The 24,174-nt window shown below is 36.7% G+C and carries 27 protein-coding genes and 1 pseudogene; all 28 read right to left on the bottom strand.

What is annotated here, in order from left to right; translation table 11 throughout:
* Positions 1-123: 123 nt before the first annotated feature.
* The gene (locus tag RT445_RS03980; RefSeq protein ID WP_312507394.1) at positions 124-1,455 is read right to left on the bottom strand and encodes a hypothetical protein; all 1,332 of its coding nucleotides are present in this window, start codon (positions 1,453-1,455) and stop codon (positions 124-126) included.
* Positions 1,455-2,348 carry a hypothetical protein gene (locus RT445_RS03975; protein ID WP_312507395.1) on the bottom strand — a complete coding sequence of 298 codons (894 nt, stop codon included), beginning with the start codon at positions 2,346-2,348 and terminating at the stop codon, positions 1,455-1,457. The genes RT445_RS03980 and RT445_RS03975 overlap by 1 nt, the downstream gene beginning before the upstream one ends.
* Positions 2,349-3,446 carry a siphovirus ReqiPepy6 Gp37-like family protein gene (locus RT445_RS03970; protein WP_312507396.1) on the bottom strand — a complete coding sequence of 366 codons (1,098 nt, stop codon included), beginning with the start codon at positions 3,444-3,446 and terminating at the stop codon, positions 2,349-2,351. It abuts the gene before it with no gap.
* 2 nt (positions 3,447-3,448) lie between these two features.
* Positions 3,449-4,327 (bottom strand): phage tail domain-containing protein, encoded by an 879-nt coding sequence (locus RT445_RS03965; RefSeq protein WP_312507397.1) that lies wholly within the window; start codon positions 4,325-4,327, stop codon positions 3,449-3,451.
* A 12-nt stretch (positions 4,328-4,339) separates the two neighbouring features.
* Complete coding sequence (locus RT445_RS03960; RefSeq protein ID WP_312507398.1) at positions 4,340-9,316, bottom strand: phage tail tape measure protein; 4,977 nt, start codon at positions 9,314-9,316, stop codon at positions 4,340-4,342.
* A 203-nt stretch (positions 9,317-9,519) separates the two neighbouring features.
* Positions 9,520-9,831, bottom strand: coding sequence for a phage tail assembly chaperone G (gene gpG / locus RT445_RS03955; RefSeq protein ID WP_312507399.1), 312 nt, complete (start codon positions 9,829-9,831; stop codon positions 9,520-9,522).
* 72 nt (positions 9,832-9,903) lie between these two features.
* Positions 9,904-10,488 carry a major tail protein gene (locus RT445_RS03950; RefSeq protein WP_312507400.1) on the bottom strand — a complete coding sequence of 195 codons (585 nt, stop codon included), beginning with the start codon at positions 10,486-10,488 and terminating at the stop codon, positions 9,904-9,906.
* A gap of 19 nt (positions 10,489-10,507) precedes the next feature.
* The gene (locus RT445_RS03945) at positions 10,508-10,852 is read right to left on the bottom strand and encodes a hypothetical protein (RefSeq protein ID WP_312507401.1); all 345 of its coding nucleotides are present in this window, start codon (positions 10,850-10,852) and stop codon (positions 10,508-10,510) included.
* Positions 10,849-11,253 (bottom strand): HK97-gp10 family putative phage morphogenesis protein, encoded by a 405-nt coding sequence (locus RT445_RS03940; protein WP_312507402.1) that lies wholly within the window; start codon positions 11,251-11,253, stop codon positions 10,849-10,851. The genes RT445_RS03945 and RT445_RS03940 overlap by 4 nt, the downstream gene beginning before the upstream one ends.
* A pseudogene (locus RT445_RS03935) lies at positions 11,254-11,418 on the bottom strand (phage head closure protein); the annotation flags it as partial.
* 148 nt (positions 11,419-11,566) lie between these two features.
* On the bottom strand, positions 11,567-11,899 hold the full coding sequence (locus tag RT445_RS03930) for a head-tail connector protein (RefSeq protein WP_312507403.1): 333 nt from the start codon (positions 11,897-11,899) through the stop codon (positions 11,567-11,569).
* Positions 11,900-11,928: 29 nt separating this feature from the next.
* The gene (locus RT445_RS03925; RefSeq protein ID WP_312507404.1) at positions 11,929-12,204 is read right to left on the bottom strand and encodes a collagen-like protein; all 276 of its coding nucleotides are present in this window, start codon (positions 12,202-12,204) and stop codon (positions 11,929-11,931) included.
* Between the two features lie 76 nt (positions 12,205-12,280).
* The gene (locus RT445_RS03920; protein WP_312507419.1) at positions 12,281-13,462 is read right to left on the bottom strand and encodes a phage major capsid protein; all 1,182 of its coding nucleotides are present in this window, start codon (positions 13,460-13,462) and stop codon (positions 12,281-12,283) included.
* A gap of 72 nt (positions 13,463-13,534) precedes the next feature.
* The gene (locus RT445_RS03915; protein ID WP_312507405.1) at positions 13,535-14,284 is read right to left on the bottom strand and encodes a head maturation protease, ClpP-related; all 750 of its coding nucleotides are present in this window, start codon (positions 14,282-14,284) and stop codon (positions 13,535-13,537) included.
* Positions 14,277-15,515, bottom strand: coding sequence for a phage portal protein (locus RT445_RS03910; protein WP_396631779.1), 1,239 nt, complete (start codon positions 15,513-15,515; stop codon positions 14,277-14,279). Before RT445_RS03910 ends, RT445_RS03915 begins: the two co-directional genes overlap by 8 nt.
* Before the next feature lie 15 nt (positions 15,516-15,530).
* Complete coding sequence (locus RT445_RS03905; RefSeq protein WP_313469745.1) at positions 15,531-17,234, bottom strand: terminase large subunit; 1,704 nt, start codon at positions 17,232-17,234, stop codon at positions 15,531-15,533.
* Entirely contained in the window at positions 17,231-17,749 is a 519-nt protein-coding gene (locus RT445_RS03900; protein WP_312507407.1) for a phage terminase small subunit P27 family, read from the bottom strand. Before RT445_RS03900 ends, RT445_RS03905 begins: the two co-directional genes overlap by 4 nt.
* A gap of 135 nt (positions 17,750-17,884) precedes the next feature.
* Positions 17,885-18,259, bottom strand: a complete 375-nt coding sequence (locus RT445_RS03895) for an HNH endonuclease (RefSeq protein WP_312507408.1) — start codon at positions 18,257-18,259, stop codon at positions 17,885-17,887.
* 308 nt (positions 18,260-18,567) lie between these two features.
* Positions 18,568-18,945, bottom strand: coding sequence for a hypothetical protein (locus RT445_RS03890; RefSeq protein WP_312507409.1), 378 nt, complete (start codon positions 18,943-18,945; stop codon positions 18,568-18,570).
* Positions 18,946-19,029: 84 nt separating this feature from the next.
* Positions 19,030-19,737: a hypothetical protein gene (locus RT445_RS03885; RefSeq protein WP_312507410.1), complete on the bottom strand. Its 708-nt coding sequence runs from the start codon at positions 19,735-19,737 to the stop codon at positions 19,030-19,032.
* Positions 19,738-19,878: 141 nt separating this feature from the next.
* A complete protein-coding gene (locus RT445_RS03880) occupies positions 19,879-20,115 on the bottom strand; it encodes a hypothetical protein (RefSeq protein ID WP_312507411.1) in 237 nt (78 codons plus the stop codon).
* A gap of 817 nt (positions 20,116-20,932) precedes the next feature.
* Entirely contained in the window at positions 20,933-21,100 is a 168-nt protein-coding gene (locus RT445_RS03875; RefSeq protein WP_312507412.1) for a hypothetical protein, read from the bottom strand.
* A 189-nt stretch (positions 21,101-21,289) separates the two neighbouring features.
* Positions 21,290-21,391 (bottom strand): hypothetical protein, encoded by a 102-nt coding sequence (locus tag RT445_RS03870; RefSeq protein ID WP_313469774.1) that lies wholly within the window; start codon positions 21,389-21,391, stop codon positions 21,290-21,292.
* Between the two features lie 130 nt (positions 21,392-21,521).
* A complete protein-coding gene (locus RT445_RS03865; protein WP_312507413.1) occupies positions 21,522-21,923 on the bottom strand; it encodes a hypothetical protein in 402 nt (133 codons plus the stop codon).
* Positions 21,924-21,945: 22 nt separating this feature from the next.
* Positions 21,946-22,620, bottom strand: coding sequence for a hypothetical protein (locus tag RT445_RS03860; protein WP_312507414.1), 675 nt, complete (start codon positions 22,618-22,620; stop codon positions 21,946-21,948).
* A 113-nt stretch (positions 22,621-22,733) separates the two neighbouring features.
* The gene (locus RT445_RS03855) at positions 22,734-23,273 is read right to left on the bottom strand and encodes an ERCC4 domain-containing protein (protein ID WP_312507415.1); all 540 of its coding nucleotides are present in this window, start codon (positions 23,271-23,273) and stop codon (positions 22,734-22,736) included.
* Positions 23,270-23,569 (bottom strand): hypothetical protein, encoded by a 300-nt coding sequence (locus tag RT445_RS03850; protein WP_312507416.1) that lies wholly within the window; start codon positions 23,567-23,569, stop codon positions 23,270-23,272. Before RT445_RS03850 ends, RT445_RS03855 begins: the two co-directional genes overlap by 4 nt.
* Positions 23,570-23,679: 110 nt before the next feature.
* Positions 23,680-24,102, bottom strand: a complete 423-nt coding sequence (locus RT445_RS03845) for a hypothetical protein (RefSeq protein ID WP_312507417.1) — start codon at positions 24,100-24,102, stop codon at positions 23,680-23,682.
* Between the last annotated feature and the right edge of the window lie 72 nt (positions 24,103-24,174).

Genomic DNA, 24,174 nt, shown 5'->3' with positions numbered 1-24,174 from the left:
CATCTTCTGCCCGTCGTAAGATACCCGAACTTTCTGGTAGACTGTCAAGCTCGATAAGACCTTCTAAGTTTGGTTTAACATAAAATACTGTAAATGTATCACCGACTGGATATAGCCATATCATTATTCTATCACCTCCTTATAAGATGTGATAACTTGATCCCATTCGGCAGTATACATACCGACATAATGAGTACCCACACCATAAGTGGCTATATATTTATCCCCATTCCAACCCACTAAGGCATTTACCTGACCAGCGGTATTCAGGGTACTTGCCACATATTCGAGCGGCATTAATCCGACAGGAACAACCTCGCTTATGCGCCCGTCGAAAAATATACGTTCCCTTCTCATACGAATAGTTGATGATATCACGTCTGTACCTAATGCTGCCTGATGAGAGTCGGCCTCTAAAGTAATTGATTCGTCATCAACCGCTATCACATGTCCATAGTTGAATACGTATCTATTATATAAAGTCTTGAACTCTAAAGTATTTCGGTTTAGATACATTACCGATGCTGGGCTAGCTCCACCTGTATATATCTGCATACCATTGTCATTTTGATATATTGGGGCTTCACCTAGGTTTTGTGCAGTAGTTGTCGTTGGTAACATAACATATGATAAAACTTGCTTCGTTACAATATTAATGTGTGCCACAAATCCAGCAGTAGGGGTGCCCCCAACTTGTGCACTAGTAGCACCAGTTACCAACATGACATCTTGGTCTTCTAACATAGCATCCGAAATTCTGTATATCGCCACAATAGATTGACCGTTAATTTGTGGTGTGGGAGTCCATGTTATTCTCTTAAGAGGGTTGGTAATTTGGTCAAATTTCTTATTCCCTAGTATATAATCTGAAGCTATACCATTTCTATGGAATATTACATATTTCCTAGTCTGGTAAACTTTAGGAGCAGTCGACGACCATCCTGTTAGGGGTAATGCCTGATCGCCTAATCCATAAGGGATGGTTAGACCTTTAATACGATTCAATTCGAGTTGTATCGCCCATGAGTTACCTTGCGAACTATATACGCCAGTATATAGTAAAACCGGACCCACATCTGGATCATTGATAACTGCAAAACTATCATTACACATATACTTACCCGTGTGCTGATAGTTTCCAAGCACGGGACTTAGATTTCTTACAATATCACTAGTAAATTCGATTCTAGTAGTTTCGCCTGTAGTTCTATTGTATAAATATCCAGAGAACGAACTAAAAGTCTTCTGAAACAAGAAGTTATCCCATATTGCTACAGTCGTAATAGCGTTTGGGAAATCCGCCACCATGAGTCGTGGGACAAGAGCGTCTTGAGTTACAGGGACTAATTTCTTCCCATCGGCATTGACTGTTGTGCCGGAATACAAGTCGATGTTTTCAACTTTCTCTAGTATCTTCTCCTGGGTAGGTTGATTAGCTAATTCAGTTAGCGTCATTACACAATCTCCTCCGTTTCAAGGAATATCTTCCCATCAATAACAACTAGACCTGTTGAATACTTCTTCCCAGTAACACGGTCTATCTTGTAGTGAGGTCTATCGGCCCACTCATGGGTTTCAATCCTCAATTCTAAATTTCCAGCAGCATTTTCATCAAGAATGTCCTTAATTTTAGCAAACCAAGAGTCGAACTCATTCCTCTTACCATTTAACCACGTATAGTAAAGCTGTTCTTCTGCTTGTCGCCAAGCCTCAAAGCCTTGTTCCTGTGCATCAATCCAGTTCTCTAAAGCCGAAGTGACATTAGTTTGCCATGTTAAAAACTCTTGAGCTTTTGTGACAGAATAATCATTAAACCATTGTTGATATTGGTTAAAAATAGTTGTGGTATCGACTTGATTTACAACACCATGCATAAGACCGCATAAATTATTATTTAAACGAGTATCAGTAATAGCAGCTTGATTGATTGTTAATGCACCCTTTGCTATATAAACATCAGCTAATGCTAACTCATAAGCATCTGCATCACGTTTTAAAGTAGGTGCAACTGGTGAGGCGGATAATGTACCTTTCTTGACCTCCACACTCATTTTACGTTGGACAAAATCTAATCTTATAACAATCCGATCAATTCGATTGAGTGTCGAATCACCAACAGAAAGTGGTAAGTTATAATTATCATCATTGATTAAGCAGTAGCCATTAACCCATGCTTTTCCTGCTCGGACAGTTACACTCATTGAATCTCCATTAGCAAAAATCTGGAGACAATCAGAAGGCTTGACGAATATACCATTGCCAATAAACGTTGCAAAATACTGTGCGAAATCCTCTGCTTTATATCGTCTATCCCCATTAATTGAATTGAACATCCCGAATTTAATCATTTATTTCACCATCCTTCTAATAGCCTGTGGAAGAGTAGGAACTGACTTACCTACCGTTACATAGATAGATTTACCGTCCTGCTGAAATACTTCGTCAGCCTGCATAACACGACTATTCATTAAAATTTCAAGTTCATCATCTTTAATTGTGATTAAATCACCTAAAAAGAAATCTTCATTGTATTTAGTGTTTTCTTTGGTAACATCTAACTCACAATCAAAGCCAATAAACTCTGTATATTCAGCTATTTTTTCTTTACCTTTTGCTACTAGTAAAGAGTTGTATTCACCTGATGGAATAGGTACTTGTTCGCCCCCTACATCTCTTGTATCAGATATTTCCCTGGCATCAATAAAAATTTCTCTCCTATTGAGGCCTTTAAAAGATGTCCCGATTGTAGCCATCTTTCGTGCAGTTGCTTCTCCTGCTCCTCCAATAAGAGCAGTTGTTTTTAAATCGTTATCAGCATCCTCATACATTCTTTTAAGTAAGTTGCTACGATTCTTTGACAAGATAATACGAGGATTTAAACTTTGATTAATGGTTCTATCTGTACCTTCATAAATATCATATTTAAGTGTTCGGCCATCAAATAAACAACGCATTCCGAGATCGTATGTTGTACATAATTTTTCACATACTTCAAAGACTGATTTATATGAAATCTGCTGTTGAATAACTTGGCCAATATTTCGCAATGGTGCTAGTTGCACTTGAGTAGTTTTACGTGCTATATCAGTAGGACTAACCATTGTTTCGGTAATAATTTGTCTCATAATTTTCTCTGGTGTTGTATTAAAATCATATTGCTTCCATAATATTCTACGGTCTGTCCATCGTGTTAAAGAGAAACATTTAATAACTAACTGATCCACGCCACTACTATCATCGAATTGCCGGTAGTAAATATACATAGCCTCGTTATCATCTTGGCGGAAAATGATATTGCCCTTTTTAAGCAACTCAATGTTTTTAGAAGTCACATCAACGTGTACTTCTGCCTCACTACCTGGCCCATACTTTTTCCTCCACAGGAGATACGAGAAGTTTCCGATGAATCCTAATCGTTCGAAGTTTTCATTACATACATAGAGCATGATTACACCCCCACGAATTGAGGAGTAAAGTAAATAGACACCTCTAAATTAGAGACAAATTCAGCAGCATCATAGCGAATTAGATTATCTCCAACATCCACACTAAGCTGAATATCTGAATCGTAGGAAAGGTAATTGAAATAATTGATTTGTTGTCCATTTCGTTCAAGAATGACATATTCATTACCTCTTTGAGTATTAATAGTAACGACATCTCCACCCTGTAAAGTGCCTTCAATTTTGACAATCCGACCAGTATCTACGACTTCAATATAAGGATCAACTACACTACCAATAGCTGTGAACTGGATGCGTAATGGCGAAGCTGTATCACTGTCATTAAAGATATTGACCACGTTATTTGGCTCACGATAACCCATTTCAATACCATCTTTATCGGCATCGATTTCAAGTTCGAATTCAAAAGCAGCTACCCACATAGCAATTTCGTATTTCTGTTCCTCTGTATACCACCATGGATTAGGACATAAAAATGAAATCATGAATTCTGGCCATATATGTTTACTAATAACAGGTGATTTTTCTACACGACATTTGATAAATCGAGTGATGTCACCGTTTGTGTACTCTAAGATAAACCTGTTCTTCGGATTAAAAAAACGAATTAACTTTTGGCGATTCATTTCTTTATCTTGTCGCCTAAGTTGGCCACCTACAACTATGTTTCTTTCACGGACACTAGAGCCCTTTATATTTGTTCCATCTTCGTTATAGTTTTTCACGCTATAGAATTCATTCTCTAACGAATCAATCCCATCTGCTGACTGCAAGAAAAAAGGACTTGTCACTGATATTTCCAGTGACTGTCCCTTATTATTGTGGAAAACTAATTTTTCGTTAAATCCAAATGATGTACGCATGGTTTCACCTCGCTATCCAATTTGTAGTGCTATCTCTTTCCATCCGTTTTTACTTAATCGTGCCGTTTCATACGGATCTAGTGGTTTAGGGCTAGTTACATTTAAGTTAAAGGTATTCTCTGTATTATTTGTTGTTGAAGACGTTGTGTTTCCTGGCATTGAGTTAACGGTTCCATCAGTTACTGCCTTTGCTAACCGCTTAGTGGCTCCAGCAACCTTTCCTACCATTTCATTAATACCCAAAATTAAACCTTCACCTATATTAATACCATAACCTTTCATAACTCTTGACGGACTATGAATGTCTAAAGCTCCAGCAAATGCACTTGCTACCATCCCTGCAAGTGTTTGAGCAGCATTCATTAAATCCCCTTGTTTGGACATCATACCTTCAATTAAACCACTCACCGCATACATACCGATACTCGGCATTTCAGCCAATTCAGTTTTTACATTACCTTTTAAGGCAATCATACTGTTTCGCCACTCATTCTGATAAATGCGAAGCTGTTCTGTTGTTTTCAAACGTAAATCATTAATTTGTTTTTCGGTATTTTGTTTTAATTCTGTAAGCTCTGATTCCGTTTGTTTACGTGCTTGCTCATTCTTTGTCTTCCACAGTTCGGTGTATTCTGCCAATTGTTGTTCAGTCAAAGTATTTAATGCTGCAATTTCAGCACCTGCTTTTGGTCCAATTTCTTGTAATTCTGCAAGTAATCCTTCGTTAATACCCTTTGAAGCAAGACTTGCTATATTTTTCTGCCAATCTTCAAAAGCAGTAACTTGAGACTGTAAGGCAGCTATAAGCGCAGTACCTGAAACATCACGTTGTGCAACTTCATCAAATAAACCCGCAAATGAATAATACGCATCTCTACGTTTCTTAAATTCATCTTCATAAACTTTAGTTAAACGTTCTTCTTCTTTGATGTAATCATCATTCAGCTTTTTAACGTTATCAAGGTAAGTTTTATTAATTGTTTCCTCTTCTTTGATGATACTTTCAGTCACTTTTTTATACATTTTCTGAATATCGATCTTTTCTTTCGTTCCATCTTTAAACAACTTTAACGACTGTTCTAAAATATGAGCTTCAGTTATTAGAGACAGTTCATCCGTAGACTTTTTATCATCGATAAATCGCTTAATGACTGTCAATCTTTCACTTGCTGCTTTTTCTTCCTTCTTGACCATATCAGTCGTTGCTTTATCATTAATCTTTTTCAATTTTTCTTGAGTATCTTGTTCAAGCTTAACGAGTTTCGCATTTGCTGTTTCTTTCAATTGTTGAACTCTTAAAGTATCGTTAGCTGTTGCACCTTTTTTTCTTGAATTAATCGTATTGTTAGCCTTTTGTAAATCAACGCCTAATTTCTTTTCAATATCGAGTTTCTTTTTAGCAGCATCTGCTTGGATTTTAGTACGTTTTTTCTCTGCTTCATCAGCTATTTTAGTAACTTCTGCTTGGTTTGCTTTCGCTGCATTAATTAATAGTTGTCCTAGCTCTTTCATGGCATTTTCATTGCGTTCTTGAGTAGAATCAATCCCGATAGCTAAACCTTCACCTACATCTTTACCAATCGCTATCATTACACGAGAAGGGGAATGTGTGTCTAATTTTTTCCGGATTGCTGTTTCGATACTACCTGCAACACTCTCCGCTTTCTTCCAAACCGCCTCAGCCATTGAACCAAATCCATTTATAAAACCTTGTAAAATATCTACAGCCACCTGGAATAGATCAATACTTTTAAAATACTTTATGATATTATTCATTATATTTTCAGCAGTTTTTTTAATTGATTTCCATGCGCCTTCCCAATCCCCTTGAATTAGTTTTAAGATTGTTTGAATGATACCTAAGATAAGGTCAAGTGCATTGCCAATTGTTAATTTAATTGTTTCCCAAACAAATTTAACGAGCGCTGAAATTATTGGCCAAACAATCTCAAAAACACCTTTGATTAAACCCATAACCATTTCAATGTTGGAAAGTATATTGTCAAAGAAGAGCTTTACTATTGTTAAAATAGCTTCTCCATTTTCATCCCAAAATTCTTTTAACTTATCTAGTTGTTCTTTTACAAATTCAACAACACCACTTAACTTTTCATCAACAACTGACTTAATAAATTCATAAGCAGTGGAAGTAGCCTCTTTTAGGGCATCCATGACTTTGTTGTAATACTCTTCGATGGTGTCGAATATTTCAGAATGTCTATTCTTAAAAACTTCCCATTTAGATAAGATTTCGCCAGTTTCCCAATTAACCTTGTCTACATGTTCCTCTGCTTGTTTCTGGGCTGTTTCTACAATTTTTTGATGTTGTTCTTCAGCTAGGTAAATTGTTTGGTCTTTAGCTTTAGTAGCTTCAGCAATCATTTTGTCAGCTTGTTCAGCAGAGATCACACCAGACTCATCACGCATTTGAATAATTTGAGCAATGCGTTTCTCGTAGCTTTCATTCGCTTCTTTAACTACTTCTTCTTTTTGTTTTACAGCGTTTTTCACAACTTCTGCTGCTTGTTGTGCTGAAATGACTGAAGCATTTTCTTTCATACGCTCCAAAATAACCTTCTGTTCAAGTTCACTTTCAGAAAACGTTCTAACAGCATTTTCTTTCATCATTTGATTGTAATTATTGATGATTTCATGCTCACGTTCTGTCAGTTCACGCTTTTCATCTGCTGCTTTTTGAATAATGGCTTTAACATTTTCATTCATGGCATTTTGTTCTTTCAATTGCCATTCATTACGTTTTTGTGTATCAGCCATAATTTTCTGTTCTTCTTCAGAAGATAGGGCAGATGAGAACATAAAGAAATCTTGTAAATCAGATAGTTGATCAGCATTTCTTTTCTTCATGCCCTCTACAATCTGCTTATTCATCTGATCGAATTTTGAAGTGAGCTCTTTAGCCATTTCTGAAGTAACTTCTGTGGAGGACACATACATGTTTGTTACAGACTGTGATGCTCCATCACTTAGATCAAAGAAGCTGTTTAATGCTTTCTTTGTTGATTCAGAGACACCTTTTCCGAACCTTTCAACGCTTGGAAGAGCATCATTGCTCATATGTTTGGCAAATGCTACAGCTCCAATTGCTAGTCCACCTAAGGCAGCTACAGTGATTCCAATTGGACCAGTAAGAGCTGAAAAGGCTGGACCAAGAAAGCTTAATTTTGAAGTCAATAATGCTACGACACCGCCAGCTTCACCTATCGCTAATGCTACTGATCCAAAGGCTGAAACAATGGTACCTACACTCGATACAAGTGCACCTGCAACAAGTATCATTGGTCCTATAGCAGCTGCTATACCACCTAAAACTAAGATTAGTTTCTGTGTGCCCTCACTAAGGCTTGCAAATTTTTCAATCCAAGGACCAACTACTTCAACAATAGATAAGACAACAGGGATTAATATGTTTCCTAGTGTAATTCCTAAGTCGACAACTTTATTTTTCAAAATAATCAGTTGTGATTCAGTTGTTTTGTAACGTTGTTCAGCTTCATTGGTTAAAGCAACATTTTCATCCCAAGCCTTATTTGCAACGTCTATCGAGCTTGTGAATAGTTCGTTAGCATTCCCTGCACGTAGTAATGAATCGCGTAGAAGAATTTCTGTGATACCCATTTCTTGAAGCATGTTGATAGCTGAATCCCCTGCTTGTTCTGCTGTGCCAAGACCGTTTACAAATGCTCCAATTGCTCCAACTGCATCTTTTTCGAATGCCTCTTTGAAGTCCTTACTAGTCATCCCAGCAACTTTTGCAAAGTTTTCTAAGTCAACACCTGCGTTAACAATGTTCTTCATTTCTTTGTTGGTCATGCCTAGTGAGTCAGCCAAACTTGTAAAATCCATACTGTTGTTAGCTGCAAGCATTTGCAACTCTCGTAAAGACATACCGGTCTTTTGAGTTAATTGGTCCATTTGTCCAAGACCTGTGGATGCAGCAACTTGCATTCGTACCATTACACGTGATAAGGCCGAACCACCCATTTCAGCTTGAATACCAACAGATGATAAGGCTGTAGCAAGACCAAGAATGTCAGCTTCAGACATACCAATTTGAGCACCTGCACCCGCTAAACGAAGGGCCATATCAATGATTTCTGATTCAGTAGTAGCAAAGTTATTACCAAGATCAACGACTGTTGAGCCTAATTTATCGAAGTCCTGTTGTGACATCTTAGTGATGTTCGCAAACCTTGCAAGTGCAGTCGCTGCTTCATCCGCTGACATGTTTGTTGCTACTCCCATATCAGTCATTGTACGTGTAAAGCCTATAATTGCTTCTTTCTTAATCCCTAGTTGCCCAACAGCTTCAGCTACCTTTGCAATCTCTGTAGCAGCAGCAGGTATCTCCTTAGACATGTTTCGAATCTCATCGGAGAAGAATTGGAATTCTGATTCAGTGGCATCAACAGTTTTTCTAACACCTGCAAAGGCTGATTCAAATTCTACAGCTGCTTTAAACGCCCCAGCACCCATTGCTGCTATTGGTGCAGTGACATACATTGATAATTTCTTACCAACGTTCAACATTCCATCACCGATAGAAGTTAATCTGCCGCCCACCTCTTGCATGCGTTGACCAGCTTGAGTCCACTGTGATGACTGGATACGTAATTGTTCTGTAACTTCTGCTAACTCACGTTCTAAACGATTATATTGTGCTTGTGCTTGGTTAACTGCATTGGCTTGTCTTTCGATTTGCGCTGACGATGCAGTTCCAGAAGCCACAAGTTCATCATATCTGCGTCGCTGTTCTTGTAACTTAATAGAAGCCGCATCAAAAGATCGTGATAGAACATTTTGCTTTTGAGAAAGTCCTGTTAATGAGTTTTCATATTCAGTGCCTCTTGCTCGAATTGCTTGTAACTCACTACCCATCGCCTTCATATTACGATTTACCTGTGCAACAGTACCGTTAAAATTCGATGCGTTTAAACTTAGACTGACTTCTAAACTTCCTAAGCTCGCCATAATTTCTCACCGCCTTTTTGGCAAAAATAAAAATCACAACCAACTAATTTCGTCGGCTGTGACCTCTTCTATTTCTTCATCATCTTCATTTGATAGTTCAAACCAGAAATGTATATCCATTTCATCAATTTCATGTAGCTTGTAACCAGCTTTCAATAAATCACGATAGAACTTTTTGATATTTTGATAGGCTGTTAGGCCACTTACTTTCCCTCATCATCTATGGAAGACTTAGTTTCCAGTCCACCGATATTAAGCACGCTGTTGAATACGCGCATAATTTCGTTTTGTAAAAGTCCTGCTTCTAAACCATCCCATACGTCATCCACAGTGAATTGATTGTCAAAAACATTCACAACAAATCCGATCATTTCATCAAAAGTTTCAACAGAAATTTCGCTACCTTCCGAACGCATTTTTTCATTCATTTTAAGTGCGTTTCGGAAAACACGTGCCTTCACAAAGTCATTTGTAAATGTTTTATCCTGTCCATCAATTCGTAATGTAATTTGCATATTTCATCCATCCTTTTCGTTAGTCACTTTGATTTAATTTAAAAGAAAAGAAGCCCTCGAAAGGACTTCTGTTTAAGGTGTTGGTACTGTTGGTTCAGTAGGTTTTGCAACTGAAGCGAAGAATGTTTCTGCTGTAGCTGTTACCCCTGCATCACGTGTATCTACTGTATGTTTGATAATTCCATCAATTAAAGGTAATGCCTCACCAGCAAACGGATACACTTTATAACTTGTTTCACCTTTTTTACGTGTAGCATTCGATTCTTCACCTGGTTTTAATTTCGCTTTATAGAACCAAACAAGTTTAGATCCTGATTCAAAGCCAATTGCAATGGCATTTGGTGTGTCATTGGAGTTAGTTACAATACCACCTTCTGATGATTTTTTGTGTCCGTACCAATCAACTAAAACCTCTGTTGGTAAATCTGCTGTTTCTCCTGCAATTGTAATTGAGTCCATTTGTGCTTCTTGGTCCACTACACGATCACCTGCATCTAAAAAAGCTTCAGAAAAGTTAGGTGTAAGTGTTAAAGAGATTGGCATTGTTAATGTTTTCACATCTCCCCAAGTCTCTGCTTGCTCATCTGTCATTAGTGCATAGTGGATACGTTTTAAACTAATCTTTTGTGGTTTTTCATTTACCGTTGTAGCTGCCATTTTCATGACCTCCTAATGTTTAATATTCATCATAAAAGGCGAATCTCAATACTTTGTTAAAGTGAGAATCGCCCTCTTGTTTTGGTGCATCATATTCGAATGTTCTTTCGTAACCTGCCGATTCCATCAATCGTTTAATGTCCTCCACAAGCTGATAGTAATTGGCTTTCGACCAAACGTTGACTTGGATAAGTCGTTCAGTTTCATATTCTTGATCAGATGCTTCAAGCGCTGGCTTTGCATCGATTTCTAAGAATGTAATGTATTGATTTGGTATAGTGGCACCTGTTGGAACGCTATTAAAATACACACTTAAATTAAGTGGTGCCAAAATACCTGTGACATGTGCAGTAATATCAATCATAGTCTCAATGCCTTTCTAATCTCATCACTCATCACTTCAACTGCTCTGCCTTTGCTTCTTTCTAGTCCGCGTGTAAAGAATGGATTAGGTGCAGTAGAGCCCCAAGTGACTTTTTGTCGCACTCCATTTTTAAGAGCATATTTACTACCTGCAGAACGGCCAAATTCAACTAAATGTGAATGATAAGCACCACCAGTATGAACTTTTGCTTCACCATCTTTTGCACGCTGTGCCTTGATGTTTTTCTTTAACGTTCCATCATCTACAGGCGCTTCTTCAATAACGGCCTCTTTTACAACTTTAGCAGCTGCATTAAGTGCTCTATTTTCATCCGCCTCTTCTAGTGGTAGGTTCGTAAGATTCTGTAGCAAAGCTTCCAGTCCTTGCATCTCTAATTGCATCTACATCACCTCTTTCAAAAAGATTGTGAGCCACTGATTATCGCCATTATCGTTGATTGGTGGTGCATCCATTTCGTATGTTTTGCCAGCAATTTCAACACGCATGTTTTCTGTAATGTCCTTACGGTAACGAATACCAATAACACATTTCCCTTGCCATTGCGTAGCATCAGAACTAAATAATTTGTAACCTTATGCAGTCTTCAATTCTGCCCATACGGTTTCATGTTTAGTCCATTCATCACTAGGCCATCCGTTTGTGATTGTACCCGGCGGATTTAAGAAAGTAGCGCGTTTATTCATCCGGCCAACATTATTGTTGTTGCGATAGTTCATCTGGATTCACCCACTTTAACTGTAAAATCAACGACTGTAAGCCGTAAGGTATGGGTTGTTGAGCTGTTTTAATTGTGGAAGGCGTAATAGTTATACGATTCTCGTAAAAGTGCGTAGCAAGCATCATAATAGCTAATCGATGTAATGCAAACACATCTTTGTCCTCCACAGTTAAATAATAATCGCTTGGCTGTTTCACACCTGCATTCTCCAAATAAAAAATGGATGATTGCAGAATAGTAGAAAGAGAACGATCTTCGTCATTCCCATCAATCCGTAAATATTCTTTTAATTCATCGAGTAATGTCAATTTTTATCACTCATTTCTATAAAAAGCATTTAAGCAGTAGTTACAGTAATAGGTGCAGTAGAGTCATCAGTTAAAGTCATTGTTCCACCAGTTACTTTACCATCTGTATCCACAGTTAAAGCGATTGACTTAACTCCTACACCTGTATCACCTTTATCTCCTTTTGCTCCAGTCGTACCTTTTACACCAGCAGGACCTTGTGGGCCAACAGGTCCTTCTACACCATCAATCAACTGGGTAAAATCATCACCTGTTGGTTTCTTCCCAGTAGCAAATAGTACTTTTAATTCTTCTTTTGTAGCCATTATTAATTGCCTCCTCTGTATTTATTGAACAGTTAAACTTTCACCAATTACGGCATCTCCAATGGACACCGCCTCATTAGGGAGTGGCATTTACTTCAGCAATACGGAAAGCAGATTTTAATTTAATATGATGATCGAACCATGCTGTTACTACGAACTGCTCAATACCTGTTTTAATATCTTTATCACGCTCGAATAATTCACCAATATCGTAGTTGAAGTGAGAGTAAGAGAAATCACCAACAATCGGCTTTGTAGCGCCATCTGCAAAGATAACGGGTTTACCTAATACTTGCTCTGGTTGAGCAGTATATAAAGTTGCATTACCATTTGCAAGAGTTTCAATAATGTCAGAGTAATCAGCGAATGTCATAAAGATTTTTGCGTTTTCACGGTAATCTTCATGTAAATCTGCAATTGCTGCTTTAATTGCTTTGTACTTATCAGCGCCAGTTACTACCTTGATTCCATTTTGAGTTGAATAGAAACTCATGTGTTCTTCCCCAGCTTTAGGAGTAGTTGCAAATGCAACCTTTTTCTCTTTTGCAGCAACCCCAGATTTAAGTGCATTCTCTACATGTTGCACTAAGTTTGTATCTGTACCATTTAGAACAGTTTCAGAAACACCAGCAAACACTTTGAATTTGTTACGTCCAAATAGTACTGTGTCACCTGTTAATTTAAGCTCTTTAGCAGTTTCTGTATCTGCAATAAAGTCGTCATCATCCAGTGTATAGCTTAATTTAGGTAGTTCTAGGTTCGGAATATTCGTTACTGCTGAATGTCCACGCAGAGGATTTTTTGCTAATGGCTCCATGATAATATCATTTGAAACAGTTTTAGGTAGGAATTTGCCACCACCTGTAGATGAATCATCACCAAGCGCTGCGCGAATATCTGTATCGATTGACTTACCACGCATTGTTGAACGAATTAAAGAAGCTTTTGCAGAAATTACTTTTTGTTTTGGATCTTCGATACCACCTAAGTTATTTTGTTGAGTAAATTTTGCAGCTTGTTCAGCTTCTAGTTGATCGTGTTGTTGCTTAATTACGTCAAAGCGAGCTTGTAAATCAGCTTTGGAAGTTTGGGCTGCTTTAATATCATCAAGTGAAGCAGTTGGGTCCATAGCTTTTGTAGCTAAGTCTTCTTCGGTTTTTGCTAACTGTTGGCCAATTGTTGCCATTGCCTGTTTTAATTCATAAATTGTTTTCTTACCAGCAAAGAATTGAATATTAAGTGGTAAAAGCATTTTCATTGTATTTTTTTGTTCTAATGATTTTAATAGCTTTTTTGTTTGTGTTTTCATAGTTAGAAAACCTCCTAAAAGTTATAGTATTGTGTTTAAATAAGTTAGATTCGCCTTTGAATCTGCAATGATTTTTTCACGTAATTCTTTTTCCTCCACACTCATTGCTGGTGTAGTTGTTTTTGGCTGCAGAAGTTGTTGTGGTACATTTTTGTATTGTTTAATTAACTTTTCTTCAATACACGCTGCCGCTTCATTAAAATTGTCAATTGCATCACATAGCCCATAATTAAAAGCCTCTTCAGCAGATAACCATGTTTCGGCATCTAAAAGAGACTTTAAAGTATCCATATTTAATTTGTCTCCAGCTTTATCTAAGTAAGACTGGATAACAGACTCATTAATACGTTCGATGTCATCAGCGGCTTTGCGAAGTTGCTCTGCATTACCACTTGCCCAAGTCCAAGCATTGTGAATCATCAATAGGCTATTTGATGCCATCCTTATTTCATCCGCAAACATAGCGATTACAGATGCAATTGAAGCTGCTAAAGCATCAACGTGAGCAATCACTCTAGCTTTATGGCGTTTTAACATAGTACCAATTGCTAACCCTTCAAAAACACTTCCGCCTGGGCTATTAATGTATAAGTTAATTGTTTCTACATCATCACCTAATGCATCTAATTCGTTTTTGAATGTGATCGATGAAACCTCTCCAAACTCTTCCCAAGCCCATTTAGTAATTTCACCATAAATAAAAATATCAGCAGAATTACCATCTGCAGATAGCTTCATGTTGAAGAACTTTTCCTTCTGTTTTTTATTCACTTTTCCCACCTCCTTCCACATTTGATGGAGTAGCAGAGGACTTCCGCAATGTTGGGTCCATTTCCTGCGGATATAAATCACCGCTAATCCAAAGCACATTTGCCATTCCACCCATTGGAGCTAAGTCTTCAAGCATACGTACCTCGTCTGGCTTCATTGCCCCACTTCGTAACATTGCTTGATAGAAGTTAGTACGCGCTGTTGTATCGCCTCGTAATAGGCCACCAAGGTTAAATTTGAAGTACATACCTTGTTTACGATCAGCTTTAGTAAGTAGTTTTCGATTAAATTCATGTTCGTATTGTCTTACAATAGGCAACAACGTCATGTTTACGAATTGAATCATTAGTTGTTCATTGGATGCTATTGTTCCGCCTTCCACATCATTTAAGAAGGATACCGGCACATTAAAAACATTGGCTACTCTTGAGCGCGTTATCCGCTCTGATGCCAATGTATCGGATGCAAAATATTGTTTTTTCATTTCGGTGATCTCAACACCAGGTTCTTGCATTAAAATGCCACCATTTTCTTTATAAAACCGTCTAAAATCAGCTATCACTGCAGCTCTTTTGTCTTTATCCAAGTTAGCCGCATACTTCAAAATGAATGATTCCTTTTTCTCCATTTCAGAAAGCGAGAACTCTTGAACTGCCTTATCATACTTGATTGTATTGGCCAATACTTTCAACGGCGATAAACCTCTAATACGAGCAGGTCCTCGAATATGCTTAACGTGAATCATGTCTGTATTTGCTACAAACATCGTCCCTCGTTCACCCTGCACTTGGTACCACAACAATCCATCATCTTTATTGATAAATTCAGTCACGCAAGATGGATCTAAGGGAATGATTTCACTAGGCCGCAAACGTATATCGCGTAGAATAATTGCGTAGCCATTTCCTGTCTCATTCCGGCTGACTTCAAGTGCATTAAGCAAATCAAAACTGCTCATGTTTTGGTTCGGCTCATTTATAAGCACATCAGAAGCTTCGTTTTGTATCACATCATAATGTTGATGCAATTTGATAGGTAGTGCTGATACTGTGTTAGCTAAACGACTAATAACACTGAAAATCGTTTCATTAGTTGCTAACTGGCTATTATCGATACCCCAAAAGGTTCGTCCAAACCAGTTAGTAAAATCCCATGTAGAACCTTTCCACCCTGTAGTAGCCCCTGCATATGCCATGTATGCTGTAGTTTTAATACGTTGCCATAGTTTCAATTTCTCACCTCCTTCTTATAAATCTTGAATTGAAATAAAGCTGATATTGCCTTCTCCACTCTCATTTGTTGAAAATCTAGCTTGAACAAACGCTGTAATAATGGCCGCTATCGGGTCAATTCGCTCTCTTGACTTCGATTTTGAAAGTTTAATACTCTCATTGGCTGCCATTTCAGCAATAGCATTACCGACTGCCCAAGATAATACCTTGTCACCAACATGGGTGATTTTCTTTTGATGCTCATTATTTTGGTAAACGTAATCTCTAAATTCTTTTGTAGGTTCAGATAATGTAGGGAACCCTTGTCGGACCTCCACAATTGTTAGCCCATAGTTCTCCATGTTTTGGGCAAACTGTGTGGCACCATAAGGATCGTAACAAAATAGAACTACATTTAATTCATTGTTATTGATAAAATCCATAATCCATTGCTCTACATAGCTATAATCAACTACAGCGCCTGGTGTAACATCCATCCAACCTTCTTCTATCCACACATCATATGGCACTTTATCCTTTGCTCTACGCTCCGCTAACGCCTCTTCAGGCATAAATGAGTGTTGTCCAACATGGTAGCCATAATCTGTAGGGAAAACATAACCAACTGAAGTTAAGTCAATCTTCTTGGATAAATCGACCCCTATATAAACATCACGGCCAGTCATCTCAAAGGCTTCAATTTGTCCTGCCTTCCACTTATTCGCAGGAATGTAGCCTCCTTCTTTCATGTCCACCCATATATTCATAGTCTTTGTTAAAAACGACCTCATTTTTTCAGGTACATCAAGAGCTGTCTTCAAATCCGAACGAATGGATGCAAGGCCCTCTTCATACGTAGCAACAATCGGATTTGCCTTAATCCAATTGCTCTCATCCTTTATGTCATCCCCCGGATCTAACTCACAAATGATACCGAAGTAATCATCATTTTCTGTATCGTCATCAGGATTTAGAATGCGTGATACATATTCGTACTCAACAAAACATGGCCGACTTAAATCAAATCCTGCTGTTGTAATAACAAACATCAAAGGCTCTTTACGAGCAACCATCCCTGATAACAAAACATCGTATATTTCAGATGTAAGATGATTGTGATACTCGTCCACAATTCCAACCGATGGGTTTTTACCATCACCTGTTTTACGTGTTTCGCGTGATAATGGGACAATGACAGATCCGTTGTTAAAGACTTCAATCTTTCCATAGGCTTCTTTCCATCTACCATCCAATAATTCACTTGAATTTATCCCATCCCGAACCGCAATATATACTTCGTCTGATTGGTCTTTTTGCCATCCAGCAATGTACATACGCTGTTTCTCGTCACCAAGGAATGCAATGTAAGAACCAACAATAGCTAAGAATTGAGACTTAGCATTTTTACGAGCAAGCTGTATATAAACCTTACGGAATCGGCGGGCTCCATTTCGCTTCTTTTTGAAGCAGAAGATATTAACAGAAATAAAGAGTTGAAAATCATTAAGTTGAACCTTTTCACCAGCTAAAACACCTTCAACATGTTCAAACTCATTGGCCCACCAATAGAAATCCTCTGCCACTTCTTCATCAAAATAAAAAGGACTGTCATCATTTTGACAATCCTCAAAGTCTTTTAAGAAGCGTTGCACCGCCCATTTATGCTTGATACTAGCTTTAATTTCCCCGCTTAAAATATCATCACAGTAGTTAAAAACCCGCTCTAAAACCCAATTCATAACCTATCACCGAAACGCTTTTGCGCCTCGCTTTTGCCTTCCACAGGTGAGGGTGAAGGAATGACTAATTTCAAACGTGATGTAATAGTAAGTCCAAGATCAGCAGCTGCAGAACGACATTCGTTAAACAAGGTATTTTTGGTACGTTGCAATTTCGGATAATCCTCATTAGCAATCGTAATTTTTTTGCCGTTTTCCTGCTCAATTGTTTCTGTTGGTTTAATTTTTCTAATGTCTTTCACCAGTTGTAGGTACTGGTGTTTCGAGTCCAAATACCTCGCTAAAGAATCAACATCAAGCTCGCTGAAAATTTGAAGTGCTACAAGCTTTTCAGCAATCTCTGCAAATTCCTTCTTTTGAGCAGCTGTTAAATACGTTGGAATTTCAATGTTTTCAGCCGGTCCGCGCATCTTTTCTTCATGTTTTTGACGCTTTTTTATCTCGTCTTTTGTCAAATGGTTCGAGCGTCCATTCCCTAGAATCACTTGCAATGGCTGCTTATTTCGACCTCCCATACTATCACCTTACTTTCTTTTTCCTTAGCCTTCCAGAAAAAATATTCAAAAACGGATTTTTCTGCGAAGAAATCGGGCAGCCGGTGTAGGGGCACCCACCCCTTGGAAACCGAATAGAGGGGGGCTATCCTACTTTCAACCGTATTTCTGTACATCCTCGTTTGTCTTCTTGTTATGACACGACTGACAAAGCAATTGTAAGTTTGATTCTTCTAATCTTTTGGACCAGTCAATGGACAACGGCACAATGTGGTCAACAATAACTCCGACTGTTATTCGTTTATCTTCCAGACATTGAAAACACAAACCGTTATCCCGAATCCGAATCAGATCTCGAACTCGTTTCCAAGATGCCGAATGGTAAAACTGATCATGTTTTTTGTTTCGAGAATAATTGTCGTAGTATCGGTTGTTGTCTGCCTTAGCCGTCTTGTGCTGTCCACAGTATCCTTCACGTGTTAAGTTAGGACATCCAGGCTTGTTGCATGGTCGTAGAGGTTTACTGTTCATGCTGCTCTACCTCTTGCTTAACACTAGCCATTCGCTGTGCTATGGTGTCCTTTAGTTGTGACTCACCCTGTATCAACTGCTTCAGCCCATCAGCATCAGCCCACTTCATCTTACGGTGTAGCTCTCGCATCTTCGCTTGAAGTTTGCGTATTGATTCGTCAGTATAAAAACAGACATACTCACGTCCACAGTTAGGACAGTTAAAGTATGTCTTCTCTACTTTATTATCCAGTTTGTCTACCTTGAAATGCTTGACGTAGAACTTATGACCACATGACTTGTTGCACTTAGCGTAGATTGGTTCCATGTTATTCACTACCTTCTAATCGTGTTGGTAAGTCTTTTCCTAAACCTTTATTCATTCGTCTTTCAAGTTGTTCTACCAACCAATCAAAGTCTTCTTTACGTAAACTACTTACTAATTCACCTGGTCCATCACGATTTGTCATTGTGAACCTTCCAGACTTTTTAATACTTTCGAGACGCTTTAAATCCTTTTCCTTTTTAGAATCTTTGCATTGTTTTTTCAGGTCCTCGTAAACAGGTAGTTCACTGTATTCATCTTCTCCAAAACCTGTAGGTAGCACTGGTCGTTGGCATAATGGACAACTCACCCCATCCATGTATTTACTTCTAGATTTAAAAGAATGATCAGGATTGTCCATGCATCTATAGCCAATATTCATTGTTCAGCCCTCCACAATTCATAGTTAATTGCATAATAAAAAGCCATACCATTTTAGATATGACTTATATATCATAGTTGTTTTTTAATTTGTAGCTTTTTTCAAATAGAGTTGAGTGATACTGAGTATTTTAATGACATGTGTTCTTGGTTTTTCTATCATTTTGGCAAATTCTTTAGAGGTGCTTTCTAAATTATTAATAGATTTTCTTAAATCTTCTTTATTAAGACAATAACCCAACCATTTTTCTAATACTTCTGTATTCATACTATTTATATTCTTATTAATATTTTTGAAATGAAATAATGCGTTTTGGTCGTAAAAAACTTCATAAATATTTAATTTTGTGGAGAGTGCTTTAATTTCTTGTAGTTGAGTGTTAATATTTTTCTCGTATTTTATAAAAGACTGATCATCCGCACTAATATCAATTAAACTTTCTAGTAACAAACGATGTAATTTACTCAAAGATTGTAACAAGGCATCACCGTTTTCTAATGCTTTTAAATAATTATTTATTTTTATTTCTTTAATCATTTTTTCTTCTTCTTTTTTATATTGTAAATCTAATTGTTTTGTCATTTGCATTCTAGCAATGAAGTAAGCACCGAATGCCCCTGCGATTCCACCAACCATACTTAACAAGCCACTAATAATAGCGATTCTATTTGGCTTTTCAAGTTCCTCAACACCTATTTGAAATGCAATAATAGTAAGTACCACTACTACACCAATTGTAAGTCCAGCTAATGCAATCAAAAATTTAACTAATAAATCCTCACTTTTTTTCACCATAATACCCCCATAATTTACTAAATTGATATTATCATGAGAGCAAAATAAAGACTACACTCCTATGAATGTAATCCTGATTCATTGTAATAATAATAAAAAGCCACACCTTGTTAGATGTGACTTCTTAGTATCAAAATTTTATACAATCTTAATCGGTTCAGGAGTAATTTCTTTTGCATTATCATTATTTGCAACTATTTCTTTTGATTGTATTAACCATTTATAAAATACTCTTTTCCCTTGTGATAAAGCGCTGTATTCTACTACATTTGCGTGTTTCATCCAATGAGAGTTTTTATATTTCGTTACTAAATACTCATCAACACATACTCCTGTTGGCAATTTATGTTGTTGAACAATTTTTAAATATTCCATAGTTATCAACTCCTTTCAATCTAATTATAGGTTGAAAGGATGAGCTTTCCAATAATTTGATTTACAAAAAGAGACTACCAATTTAGTAGTCTCAATTGCTTGTTTCTGACATACACGTACAAGCGGTAAACGTGTTTATTTTGTAATGGAAATTTTGTACGCATTTCCGTGCGCTTTTTGATACTCCTATAATATCTCGATTATTCAATAGGTTCTATAATTTAATTACAACTTAACATTACATTAAGTTAGGTTTGGAATAGTATTTACATATCGTTAGGAATTCTTTTTGACTTTTAACGTCATTCAGCAGGAAGGAAAAAAGCACCCTTATTTGGGTGCCCTTTGAATGTTGTTTAGTTTTCATTAAACATTTAAGGTTGGATTGGACATGCCTTTCCAGGAACACATGTTGGAGGTTTAGAAGGATACCCTCCGCTGCTACCTCCTCCTTGATCGTTTGTCGCGCTTGCGCTCGCACCAAATGATAAAGTTACAACTAGAAGAGTTGCTGTAGCCACTGACCATATTGTTTTTTTCTTTTTCATTAATACATTCACTCCTTCAACTGTTTTTTTATGTTACATTTACTATATTAGACATTATATGTAAAAAACCTTCAAGTTTTTAAAAATTTTTTTCAAGAGACAAATCTTTTACCCTACTCTGGATATTTAATGTTTAAACTAATGCAATACACTATATTGCACAATAAAAGCACTCAACCTTTTTTATTGGTTAAGTACTTCTACTCAATTATTTCAATTGTTATAACTTCATTTTCATTAAAGTTAAAAATTCAAGGCTTCATCCATCTTTAAGTAAGCGATATTTCGGTTTGATTGAGATTCATATTTGAATGTTTCGTAGGTTTCAAACCTTGGTAAGCAAACACACCATCCCGATTCCCTGACAAAGCGTAAATTGTCCATACTCTACCTTTGTAATAAATCACTTTATCGTACAGTTCAATATCCTGATTCATTTATATTTCTCCTCTCTTATGCTTCACAATATTTATCAATCTCAAATTGCTATGTAAAATTAGCTTTTTATTTATTATTTTTGATTGTACATTAGAGAAATTGATTTCTACTTTATGAAAATTCCCTTTCTGCTTTTCTATCTCTTACTGAACATTTTCTTTCAAAGGGGCACGAAGCCCCTACATCATTCAATCAATCTGTTTCACAATGTTATCCTTAATACGTTTAATGCTCGTTGCTGACAAAGCCATGTGTTGACCTATCCAAAGTTGTGACTTGCCGTCTAACATCCAGTTCAACACTTGAACTTCTCTATCCAGCAACTCTTTCAATTAGATTTTGTACCTCTAAAAGCTTCTTCTCGTACTCTGTAACGCGTTTTATATTCCTTGAACGTCAATAGCGAACAAAATCTTTCAATCACCCATTTACACTTTCGGCATATTTATACTTAACCATTTTCATAATTTGAGCGTGTTTGTTGTAAATGTAGTTTGGACTTTTATCTAACTCATTTGCAATGGAGATAAGCGTTTTGCCTTCCACATGATGCTTGTATAGTATTTGATTATCTAACCCTCTGAAAGAGCTAATTAAATTTTTCATTTCCTCCAAGTCATTCATTTTATGCGCTAACTCACGTTCAGCAGCTTCAATAATTTCTTCTAATTGAGCTCCGTGGCTTTCTGAAGTTAATTTTACTTTCGTTAGATCTCCTTCCACCCAACGTTTCAATTCCTTCTTATTACGTTCTAAATTAAATTCGATGTCTGCAATTTCATCCTCTAATTTTTGAAAGTTTTTTAACCACTCGTAATGCATGTGCAGCACCTACCTTGTTTGTTTATTTCTTGATTTTTGCTATAGTATCCTGAACATAAAATTCATTTTGTGAATCTTCAAGTTGATATTTCTTTTCTAGTTTTGCTAATTCTCTTTTTCCTTTATTTCTCATCTCAGTATAACGATTTTTCATTTTTTTATATTTAGCTTCATATTCAGAAAGACTTCTTTTCATTTCCGATAATTCACTATCATGTTTCTGTTGAGTATCTTCCACATCCTTTAAATCTCTAAAGCCGAAAAGCATTGCAGTGACAATTACCCCGATACAATAACCATAATCTGTTAACTCGGATAAACTATCTGTAAATATATCTCCTCTATAACCTGCTGCTATCAAATATAAAGCCAAGAAAACAATTATGATTGGTATTACATTCTTTAAAAAAAATATCGTTTTCTTAAAAAAAGCTAATAGTTTATTATTAGCAGTAATTTTCTTTTGTTTATTTGATAATTCGCCTGATTTATAAACTAAAAATGCAGGAAAAGTAAAAATTATAAAGTTAGCAACTATATAAAAAAATGAAGCAACTAATATCCCTAAACCGCCTTTATCATAAAAATATTCGAATCCTTGTGGAAATTTATCATGGTTCAATGCTCCTGCAAGCATAACGAAACTTGCAAATATTGCCCAACCAATTCCGATTTTAAAATAATTAAGTTTTTTCATATACAATCTAACTCCAATCATAAAAAGTAATTTCTTTTATGATTATAGAGTTAGACTTAATTTATTGGAATATAATTCAATATATTTAATTTTTTCTTCCTGTTCTAACCCTATTAGAATACCCCTCTTTTTAGGTAGTTCTTCATTTGGTAATAGAAATGGTGATATATCCAATTTCCACTAAACTTATTGTCTAAGTAGACAATTTCGAAGCCGTAACGAGCCTTGAAAGTATTCAACGAGCCAAGTAATGCAAGTGGATCGTATTTACTTCTGTAGGTTCCATTTAGTATTTTTTTATATCCCTCTGGATCTTCAAGAAGGATGGTGAATGGCATATCCTTCGCTCGAATTAATTCATTTTCAAAGCGTGTACGCTCGTCCTTACCTAAGTTTCCGACAATCTCATCTACACTTGCTTTTCGTTCAACTCCACTGTTCAAATAAATATCTCGCATAATGCCAAGCTCTTCATTTTTCGGTAGCATAGCTGTGTAATCGCCAGTGTCGAGCTTTTTCAATTTGATTGGTACATCCTTACTGCGTAAATAATCAAGGATATGGCCGTTTACTTGTTCACGTGTATCAACCACGATTGTCATGGTTTTTAAGATTTTGTTTAATTCAGCATCCGTGTAATGGTAGTAAATCATTGTGAATCACCTAACATTCCATGTATTTCACGTTTGAATGAAACAATTTCATTATGTAACTCTTTAAGCGTAGCTGCTTCTGACTCAAATACACGTTGTCGTAAAATTACTTCAAGAGCTTGTTCTACCTTTCCACAGTACTTCCACGTCTTCCACTCTTCACGCATTTCAGCAGAATGCTTTGTTTCGTCAAAAATTGGCGATTTCGTTGGATCAACTATGTGCTTTCGCATAATAACAATTTGCATACCATCACTCGTTAATTTATATTCATCATTCACCATTACATCCAACATTGGTGTAACCTCCTTCACCTTTGCTTTGTTTTCCTTTAGTTCTGCTTTATTTAAGCCGTTTAAAAGTTGCTAGCATATAAAACATCAACTTAACCTATATGCCCCTTAAATCACTTATTTTGATTAGCATATAAAACAGCACTGTCGTACAATTTTTTCTTCATGACATTTGAAGCTTCATTTTCAAATTGTCGATAGTCTGTGTAAATGTCGTTCCATCCGTTTTTAGCTAATGTTTCTTGCCACTCCATGAACAACATTAATGAATCAACGTCCTCGCATATCCATTCATTCAATTTCGGATTGTGCTGCCATCCACAGGCTTGATGTATCATCATTCGCATGTGTTTATCGATGCCACTAGCTTCTTCCCAAGATTTAAGCCACTTTTTTATATCTTCGAAAATGCTTTCTCCAGCCTTTATTGCATCCGCTGGAATGTTATCACCATGATCTATATGAACATCATTTTCTTTCAGATAAATCGTTGCTCCTGATTTCCAAATAATTGATAGAAACATTAAGACTTGCAATCTATCACCTCGATTAAAAAGCAGTTAATAAATAGTTACGGAAAATCACTATAAATTACCGAAGTGTTACTA

The sequence above is a fragment of the Lysinibacillus sp. genome (genome assembly GCF_032093475.1).
GTDB classification, from domain to species: Bacteria; Bacillota; Bacilli; order Bacillales_A; family Planococcaceae; genus Lysinibacillus; species Lysinibacillus irui.
The sequence above is the reverse complement of the archived record's forward strand: the minus strand, read 5'-3'. Positions and strand labels throughout refer to the sequence as shown.